Raw genomic sequence first — 315 nt, 5'->3', positions numbered from 1 at the left:
TGTTGGGCTATCGCCAAGCGGTAAGGCAGCGGGTTTTGATCCCGCCATTCTCAGGTTCGAATCCTGATAGCCCAGCCATCTTTAGATGCATTGTGCTTAGCACGGTGAATCGCCATGTTTTATGCGGAAGTGGCGGAATTGGTAGACGCACCAGATTTAGGTTCTGGCGCCGCAAGGTGTGAGAGTTCAAGTCTCTCCTTCCGCACCATTTTAAGATGCTCTTTGAGTGTCGCTGTTGTTGGGCTATCGCCAAGCGGTAAGGCAGCGGGTTTTGATCCCGCCATTCTCAGGTTCGAATCCTGATAGCCCAGCCAT

At 52.4% G+C, this 315-nt stretch carries 3 tRNA genes; all 3 read left to right on the top strand.

The features are described 5' to 3' along the window. Window positions 1-3 precede the first annotated feature (3 nt). The 3 genes from Q0796_RS18210 (at window position 4) to Q0796_RS18200 (ending at window position 314) form a co-directional block, all read left to right on the top strand. Window positions 4-78, top strand: a tRNA-Gln gene (locus tag Q0796_RS18210). 45 nt (window positions 79-123) lie between these two features. Next, window positions 124-208, top strand: a tRNA-Leu gene (locus Q0796_RS18205). A gap of 31 nt (window positions 209-239) precedes the next feature. Beyond that, window positions 240-314 (top strand) — tRNA-Gln (locus tag Q0796_RS18200). Window position 315 lies beyond the last annotated feature (1 nt).

Origin of the sequence: uncultured Ferrimonas sp. (genome assembly GCF_947489035.1) — a bacterium.
Lineage (GTDB): Bacteria > Pseudomonadota > Gammaproteobacteria > Enterobacterales > Shewanellaceae > Ferrimonas.
The sequence above is the reverse complement of the archived record's forward strand: the minus strand, read 5'-3'. Positions and strand labels throughout refer to the sequence as shown.